Annotated in this window: 7 protein-coding genes; 4 read left to right on the top strand and 3 right to left on the bottom strand. The window is 58.0% G+C overall.

Translation table 11 applies throughout. The features are described from left to right. A partial coding sequence (locus AB4Z51_RS43430) for a hypothetical protein (protein ID WP_441499627.1) occupies positions 1-288 on the top strand: 288 nt, incomplete at its 5' end. Positions 289-505: 217 nt separating this feature from the next. Here AB4Z51_RS43430 and AB4Z51_RS43435 read toward each other — a convergent pair. Further along, complete coding sequence (locus tag AB4Z51_RS43435) at positions 506-667, bottom strand: DUF2934 domain-containing protein (RefSeq protein WP_080586918.1); 162 nt, start codon at positions 665-667, stop codon at positions 506-508. A 679-nt stretch (positions 668-1,346) separates the two neighbouring features. Here AB4Z51_RS43435 and AB4Z51_RS43440 point away from each other — a divergent pair. Then, positions 1,347-1,631, top strand: a complete 285-nt coding sequence (locus AB4Z51_RS43440; RefSeq protein WP_441499628.1) for a hypothetical protein — start codon at positions 1,347-1,349, stop codon at positions 1,629-1,631. Between the two features lie 200 nt (positions 1,632-1,831). Here AB4Z51_RS43440 and AB4Z51_RS43445 read toward each other — a convergent pair whose 3' ends face one another. Next, complete coding sequence (locus AB4Z51_RS43445; protein ID WP_167768356.1) at positions 1,832-1,990, bottom strand: hypothetical protein; 159 nt, start codon at positions 1,988-1,990, stop codon at positions 1,832-1,834. A gap of 1,272 nt (positions 1,991-3,262) precedes the next feature. On the opposite strand from AB4Z51_RS43445, the gene AB4Z51_RS43450 reads away from it, so the two are divergent. Beyond that, positions 3,263-4,396: an OmpA family protein gene (locus tag AB4Z51_RS43450; protein WP_441499629.1), complete on the top strand. Its 1,134-nt coding sequence runs from the start codon at positions 3,263-3,265 to the stop codon at positions 4,394-4,396. A gap of 982 nt (positions 4,397-5,378) precedes the next feature. Here AB4Z51_RS43450 and AB4Z51_RS43455 read toward each other — a convergent pair. Next, positions 5,379-5,528 carry a hypothetical protein gene (locus AB4Z51_RS43455; protein ID WP_354134735.1) on the bottom strand — a complete coding sequence of 50 codons (150 nt, stop codon included), beginning with the start codon at positions 5,526-5,528 and terminating at the stop codon, positions 5,379-5,381. Between the two features lie 1,651 nt (positions 5,529-7,179). On the opposite strand from AB4Z51_RS43455, the gene AB4Z51_RS43460 reads away from it, so the two are divergent. Next, positions 7,180-7,554, top strand: coding sequence for a hypothetical protein (locus tag AB4Z51_RS43460; RefSeq protein ID WP_441499630.1), 375 nt, complete (start codon positions 7,180-7,182; stop codon positions 7,552-7,554). The last annotated feature ends 271 nt before the right edge of the window (positions 7,555-7,825 follow it).

A 7,825-nucleotide genomic window follows, 5' to 3' on the forward strand; every position in this document is an offset into this window, starting at 1 on the left:
GCCGGAAAGTGCCTCCAAAAGCGCAATATCGCGTCGGCCTCCAAAAGCGCAATATCGCGTCGCGATACCCACTTTGGCCAGTCATTGGACGCTCCGACGCGAGACATCGGCCGCCTGCAACGATTGGCGACCACGGCCGCGTGCCGACCTATCCGTTTGCACACACCCAAGACCCTCAACGGACATTCAGGCGGCATCGGACGACTTCAACGCTGGTTCAGAATTCTTGGGTCGCAAATCCCGGTGGCTCTCCGCGCGCGCACGAACTTCTTCTTCCATCTTCCGTGACTGAGCGATGCGCCGAACAGCCTCAGCTATCCGGCGGAGGAGCGGCGTGAAGTCGGGTATGATGACGGACGATCCGTCTGCGGACAGTCAGGGCCGAGACGTTGCCGGCACTGGACCGGTTCTCCATGGTGGCTTAGAAAGACCGCCGCCAAATTTCCTCAGGGTTGCGCAGGGCAGATGATAGCCGGCAAGCGCGGCTATGCCGGGTAGCCCTCGCCTAAAGCGTATCCGGTGTGCGTCGAGGTGAGCTTTGATCCTCGTTGAGCAATTCCTGCTCGGCCAAGCGCCAAAAGTCTTCGTCTCGGCCCTCTGGCTTACCTGCCTGCTCCCACAACTCGTAGGCCCGGGCCGCAACGGCTTCATCAATTCGCCTATTCATGGGCCTTCTCCAGACCCTCAACTAGGGGCAATCGGAGGCGTTCCTAATCCGGTCATCCCCAAAAACGTGCCTGTGAACTGAGAAGCCCCCTATTCATAACCACGCGCATTTGTCGCGCTGTTTCACGCCACGTACATAATCGGCGCGCGACGGCCCCAAGCATCCGGGGAGGCTGGGACAGGAGCCGGAACGCCGGGGCCGCGAGCGCGCCACTTGCCCAGCGCACCGAAGCGAGCATGTCGCACCGCCGTCTGTTCCATCTGTTCACTTGTGTACCCTAGATCGTGCTAATTATCCTGCTGGGCATGATTGCACCGGCATTGATGGTCCTCGCACTGCTCTATCGCTGACGCGGCCGCGACGGCCCCAATCGTCCGGGCGGTAGGAGCCGGGACGCTGGGGCCGCGAGCGCGCGGCTTGTCCAGCGCACCGACGCCATCCTCTGCTTTCGRCGCGCTCGCGCGCTTACAAATGATACGTTGCCACATTAAATTCGCGGGAAGCCTGCCTCCAACACATCTTCAGTAGGAACGCGCGCGTGCGACCAACATTGGCTTCGCGCTTCGGGCCAGTATCACACCTTCTGCTCGAAGTCCGGCGCTAGCAGCAGGTACCGGAGGCTGAAGCCGCCCTTTCAGCAAGTGGACGTCATGACCGTCCCGAAACTTTGGAAGCAGAAATGCCTTACACCATCGGGTTTCTGAAGCGAAGCACTGTCGCGGTTTTGACGACCGAAGTCGCGACAGCCAAACACGCACTTGCAGTCATCGCAGCCGTCGAACAGTCCGTGGGCAAGCTCGACTTCATCAGGTCGCCGCAGGAAGGCGACATCGGCATCGAAATGCTTAGGGTGCTGGCAAAGAAGAGGCCGAGGAAATGTCTCAGACATGYGTCTGAAGCATCTGTCGTCGGTCAAGCACATCACGCTCTGACGATCAGCGCTTGGTTGCGGATGCTGGCCTGATCAGCGCCTCGATTTCGCGATCTTCTTTTTGGCTGAGTCTTCTTAGCGACCTTCTTTGATTTCCTGGGCATGGTTTTCTTGGCTGACTTCTTTGCGGCCTTCTTGGCAGATTTCTTTTTGGCAGTTTTTTTGACTGCTTTCTTCTTGCGGCAGCGTTGGAGACGGTTGTCGCCACCTTCTTGACTGACTTGGGGATGCGTCTAGCCGCCGCCTTTTTTGCTTTGTCCGCCACCGTTTTCACGGCGGTCGGCCAGCACTCCGGCCGCGTTGGCAGCAAGGTCGATCATCTGATCTATGATTGGCTTCTGCTCGGAAGAGTTTTTGGCCTGACCTTGAGGCGGTTGCTTTTCGGTATCCATGGGGCGTCCTCCAGAATCGCTGATGAGCCCAATCCATCTCCGTATCCGGGTCGCACCCTACCGCTGGAGGGACCTTATTCCTTCTGCAGTCGCGCGCTAGCGCTCTGTCCTCATATACGGACTGATCTCAGGCGTCGGCTGCAAATCCAGAGCGGCCGCGGCCTACTGCAACGCGATTATCTGAACGGTAGGGTGCACTGAAATCGCGCGCCCCCAATATCGCTCTGAACGGTAGCTCTCAATCTAATGACCCAGGTCGGGCTGGCCGGGGTTCTCCTGTTCGTTCTGAGCGAAACTCGGGACGAGCGGCCTGTCCCACGGTCCCAGGATCAGGAGGCGGAGGCAGCGGAACGTGGGAGGGCGTGAATAGCGAGCGCTTCGCGCTGATATCAGATCCACCAACTTCGCGGAGCACTAGCCCCAAGGCGCCGGTAAGCAGCAGCAGTGCCGAGACGATGACGGCGAGAAATATGCGGTCCATGGTGCGCTACCTTGGAGGCAGTTGCCGACCGGGGTCGCCTCAAATGCCGATCGCATGGTCGGCATAAGGGCCAATGATCGTCGGGCTGCGCCGGTTCCTGGTCCGCGCGACGTCTTATCGTGCTATGCGGCGAGCGATCGTCTGCACGGTAGAGTGCTGAGTTCCGGCCAGCACCACCACCGCCGCAGCGACCTGCGCGGTGGGTGCCTTGCACTCGGTGACGTGGCTTGCGAGCCACACGTCCGACTAAAACGAGGCGATCCGGCGGGTTTCGAATAGACGCGCCAGCGCCATTTGTTCAACCTGTCAGCCATTGGAATGGCGTTGAGATCGGCGGATCATCCCGGCGCTCCTCCAAGGGTCGCCGGGTTTTTCCGGAGTAGCCGAGGGCGCTGCGCCTGAGAGGGACTAGACCCGCCAATCAATCGTCAAATGGCTTTGTGGCTGGCGCGCTGTGGACGTGCTGATCTCCCGCATTACCCTCATCGACACGGGTGCGTGATCGGCCGGCCAGGCGTTGCGGTGTTCTGCCGCATCCCGCAAACCGAATCGCAAATCCAGTCGACTCAAGGATGCGGGGCCTTGGTCTGGCGAGGCCGATCGTGCCCCCCTCTTCAATGCTTGCGCCCGCACCTACCCAAAGCTTGCGGACAGGCTCGGCGCGCCGTGTACAGAGGAGGCTGCCCGCTTTGCCGGCGCTCTCTTGTTCAACCGTTCAAAGATTGCCCCGGAGAGTCTCCGAAACCGCTAAGTCACGAGCACAACAGTGCCTCAGCCTCAAGGAGAAAGGAATGGCACAACAATTTATCAATATTCCCGGTTTGAAAGGGCCAATCGGCGTCGCCCTAAGTGTGTTAGTCGGCGTTGGGAGGAAAGAACGATTTGAGGACTTTCCGGATGATGAAACACCGATGGATTCATCGCTCACGGTGCCCACGCAATTCTGGGATTACTTGCGCGGGCTCCCAGCGGGACACGCTGATACTCTACTCAGTGTTCAAGCAATGCTCTATTTCCCGTCTCTTGACGGAAAGGGAGCAAGAGATGGGAAGAACATGTACCAACAACATGTTCGTGCCGACTTCCCCTTCATTTTCCAGAATGATGAAGTTCGTTTTCTTGTCACCGAAAAATTGCTTCAGGGCGAGCCGTTTAATCGAGCCGCCCAGCAGAGAAGTCCCTTTCGATTTATCGAGGGGAAAGCGTGGTTGTCAGCGACTAATGACCCCAGATATGTGGCAGTGAAGACTTCGATGGTCCTGGGGTCGGCAGACGTTTTGGTGGAGAGCTGGGAAACAACAAAGGAGGACGCGACTTGGAAGGTCGGCGTCAGTAAAGAGTCTGCTGCGGGAATCATTGACAAGATAATCAAGTGGATCCCAAAGCCGACCGTGGAACGGGAATCGGGGAAAACGACAGATACTAGAGGTGGGACGCGGACCGTCGGTGATCTCGCTCAAAAAAGAGAATGGACGATGCTGCTGAATTTGCCGGAGCAGAAGCCTAAGCCGGAATCAGTAATCTACAATGAAAGTTACAAGCATCCTGTTTACTTTGACACTAACAAAAGAGAAGTCGGGAATTACCACGAACCTAAGAACAAGATGGATCAAATAAAGGATCTGATGCGGGTCATGGACGCACAAATTCTTAAATACGGAGCAGAGAACATCACCGGGATCGAGGTCGTGGGACACGCTAGCAGACTCGGTGACACGGAACCGAATATCACCCTTTCTGAAGGTCGAGCGAAATACGTGGCCGATCTTCTCAAACGCCTCTACAAAGTAAAAATCCCTGATGAGAATATTAAATTCCGCGGTGAACCGGTCGACGAGGGCAATGATAAAGACAATAGTTGGAAAGATCGCGTTGTTTGGGTGACGATCAAAGCCGTGAGGAAAACTCCTTATCCCACGCGATGAACGCGCCCCTGAGGTGCGCAGGTCGGATGAGCGATCATGGTTCATCCCGGAAATCGTGCGGAACGGAACCCATGACCCTGCGGAGCGCATGCTCGGCTCGATGAAAGGGACGGGACGCGATGACACTGCGATTTGACAGCCTGCGCGGACGTGTGCGGAAGCTGGAGAAGAGTGTTGGGCCTCTGGGATGGGATAAGCCCCGCGTTCTGTACAGCATAGTCGAGCCGTTGCCAGCAGGCCCCAGGCGCCTGCGAATGCTGGAGCGCGCGCCGGATGGGCAAATGATTGATGTGGCCGACGATTTCGATGATGGCCGGCTCACTGTCGTTGAGGTTCCTATTTTCCCCGGCCGTCATTCTGCACGGCGGTAGCGTGCAGAGGCGTGCCCGACGTTGCGCAAAGCGTTTGCGTTCACCCCGTCGGTTAGGGCCCGTGTTTGTTGGTGCGAGGTGATCCGTTGTCCCGGCGCAGCGCGTTCAGAGCATTGCGCGCGTGGCGCACGGCCACCTGGTTTCGATGTGCTCTATGGCCCATATCAGATATTGCATGGTGTGGCAGTCTTGGAGGGATCAGGGGCAGCGTCATGGATGGTATCAAGTCACCGGTTCGGGATTGGCGTTGTTACATCACGCGGTCAGTTCATCTCGTTAGACGAGAGTCGGATGTAGCAATTGCGCTGAGTTGCCATTCTTTCCTGGCACGTAGTTCCTGTGAGCGGCTGCATATTGCGCATTATGGATTTGCGAAACCACATTTGTCGATGCTCTTTCCGGCCTGTATGAGTCGGTAGCTTCTTCTCCTATTCGAAGAGGCTATCATGAACGCATTGCATACGTGGCTCTCGCAACAGTCTCCCTTCCTCGTCGGCTATTTTGCGACCGCGCTTGACATCGGCGCCTACGTCCCTCAGATCTGGCGCCTCTTGAGTGAGTAACGCTCCGTCGGAATCAGCGTGCGCGCGTACGCACTATGGACGTTGTCGTCAGCGCTCTTTCTCGGTCATTCGATCACCATAGGCGATGTGGTGTTCATGATGACACAGCTCGTGAACATAGTCGCGCTCGGGGTTATCCTGGTGCTTGCGCGGCGTTTCCGCAACCACATCTGCGCCGCACATGCGCGCCAGCTTCACGTCATACGAGAGTAGTTTCTGGACAACGCACAACGCCGCGACACTGGCTTCCAGCGCACCAAGCGGCCGATCCGCAAGCTGGATAGGGTGACTAGCGCTTAGTCGAGAAAATCACCGATTGGTCATCGAATTCACTAGTCGGGAGCTGGCCTGCAGCGGCTGTTAGCTCTCCGATCAACATCGAGTTCGTCGCCACTACAGCTCGGTGGGCAGAGGGCCTGACTATCGCTGCGGTCGTGGCGGCAGCAAGGAGAACAACAGCTACCAATCCAGTGATCGTACGATGCTCGGTCATAGGAAATCTCCGTTTCCCACCCCACGGACGTAGGTCACGAGAGTCCTGCAAAGGTTCAACAACGCCGGACGGATCACGAGTTCTATAAGCGTCAGCGTGTTTGACTAGGGCAAGGCGCGGTACATGAATGGTGATCGAGCGGTTCGCACGACGGCGCGTTTGCCATTACCGGCCGACCGCGAACGGCTCGTCGAGGAACGTTGGGCTTATTGCCCCATTGATCAGCGAAAGGGAGGATACCATGGTCCGTGACCTTTTGCTCCTCGTCGCCGTTTCGATTGTTATCTGGAGCGTCTTTGGAAATTCGCACACAGGACCCCGGCACCCGCGAGGTGAAGCACTCTCCTTGAATGCCGTTCCGGATTTGCAGCGAACGTCTGAGTTCAGTCCGTATGTGAGGACAGAGCGCTGATAGTTCTGTCGCCCTGTGCCCAAGTCAGCACTCGCAGGCCAGTCTTGTATCTCCTACGCGCACTCTCGTGAGCCCAGCACGTTCTGCACAGGGTCAGCGGAGGATGGCTGTTGGGGTAGCTCCGGACCTCTCCTGCGGAGTTGCGGCACTTGTCGCTGTCGCAATTGGGATTGTTGTTTGGATTATTCACATGGGCCCCGGTCAGGTCGCGATCTGCCTAAAGTGAACGAAGATTGTGACGAGTGCGTGCATGGGAAAAGCCTCACCGCGCCGAACAGGCCGCTCCAGCGGTAGGGTCGCGAGCATGCTGGAGCCGCGCAGTCACGACGTGCAAAGCGCTCCGGGACGAATTGGACCGGCGCGAAGCGTGATTCAAATGCTGTCGAGCRCCAGCGTTCCTATTGAAGATGTGTTGGAGGCAGGCTACCCGCGAATTTAATGTGGCAACGTATCATTTGTAAGCGCGCGAGCGCGCCGAAAGCAGAGGATGGCGTCGGTGCGCTGGACAAGCCGCGCGCTCGCGGCCCCAGCGTCCCCGGCCTCCTTTGTCCCAAAAGCCCCCGGAGAGGATTGGGGCCGTCGCGCGGCAACCGAACGTGCGAGACTTCAGGCTGACATCTGGTAACAAGGAGATTGCGAGGAGGCTCGGCGGCACCGCCAAGCAAGTCTCACAGCAGAAAGCCAGGCTGCTCGCGCGATTGCAGATCAATTCGCCCGACGAGATCGCCGATGCATGAGCGATGGGCGGCCTGGCCCAGCTATCGAGGCATCACGTAGAATCTCGCCCGCGAAACCAAGCGCACGTCTCTTGTAGGAGCGGTCGGCGCACACTATTGGGCTAGGATCAAAGATCATCCGCGCCGCTGCCACTGGTCCAAGGTTAACGAATGGTTAAGCCGGATCTGGGAGGTTGCAATGGGGGTGACCTAAAAAAGAGGTCCACCATGTTGAGGCTGAAGGAAGCTGCCCCGGTATCTCGCGATTTGAACATCGGCCAGATCGACACCGCCGAGTTGCTGCTGCACCGCGTGTACGCCTTTGGAGCGGCCGAGGGAAGCCCCGGCGACTCAGTGGGGCAAGACGATGCGGGCTGGGAACGGGCAGAAATGGCTCTCCTACAGGCGGAGATTGACACCCAGCGCCAAATTATCAAGCTGCTCCGCAACGAATTGTCAGACCTGAAAAAGGAACGGGACGCTTGGCGCAGTCGGGCTCACRGGCTGTGTCGATCGGTTTCGACTGACCTCACGGCCACCCCGCGCCCCGGATCGTTTGCGGCATCTCTCCACCAACGTCGAATACATTTCCGGCAGCATTGACTCAAACAATTGCCGCAAGGACCGCACCTCGCCGACAATAAGGGTGCCCCTGGGTCATTGTACTCGAGGTGCAATGTGATTCTGACGAGACCAGAACCTTCGCCTACGTGGCGGGTCAAAAAGCTGACCTCTCCTCCTTATGGGTACGCGCCCTAGCACTACTTTGGCAGAATGTGTTTGCGCCCCTGTTTTTCAAGGATTTGCTTTCGGCAATATGGGCACTGCTGAGACGGCGGCCGAAGGATGAGATCGACGATGGCGTGACGTACGG

The sequence above is a fragment of the Bradyrhizobium sp. 2TAF36 genome (assembly GCF_052114925.1).
In the GTDB taxonomy this organism is placed as follows: Bacteria; Pseudomonadota; Alphaproteobacteria; order Rhizobiales; family Xanthobacteraceae; genus Bradyrhizobium; species Bradyrhizobium barranii.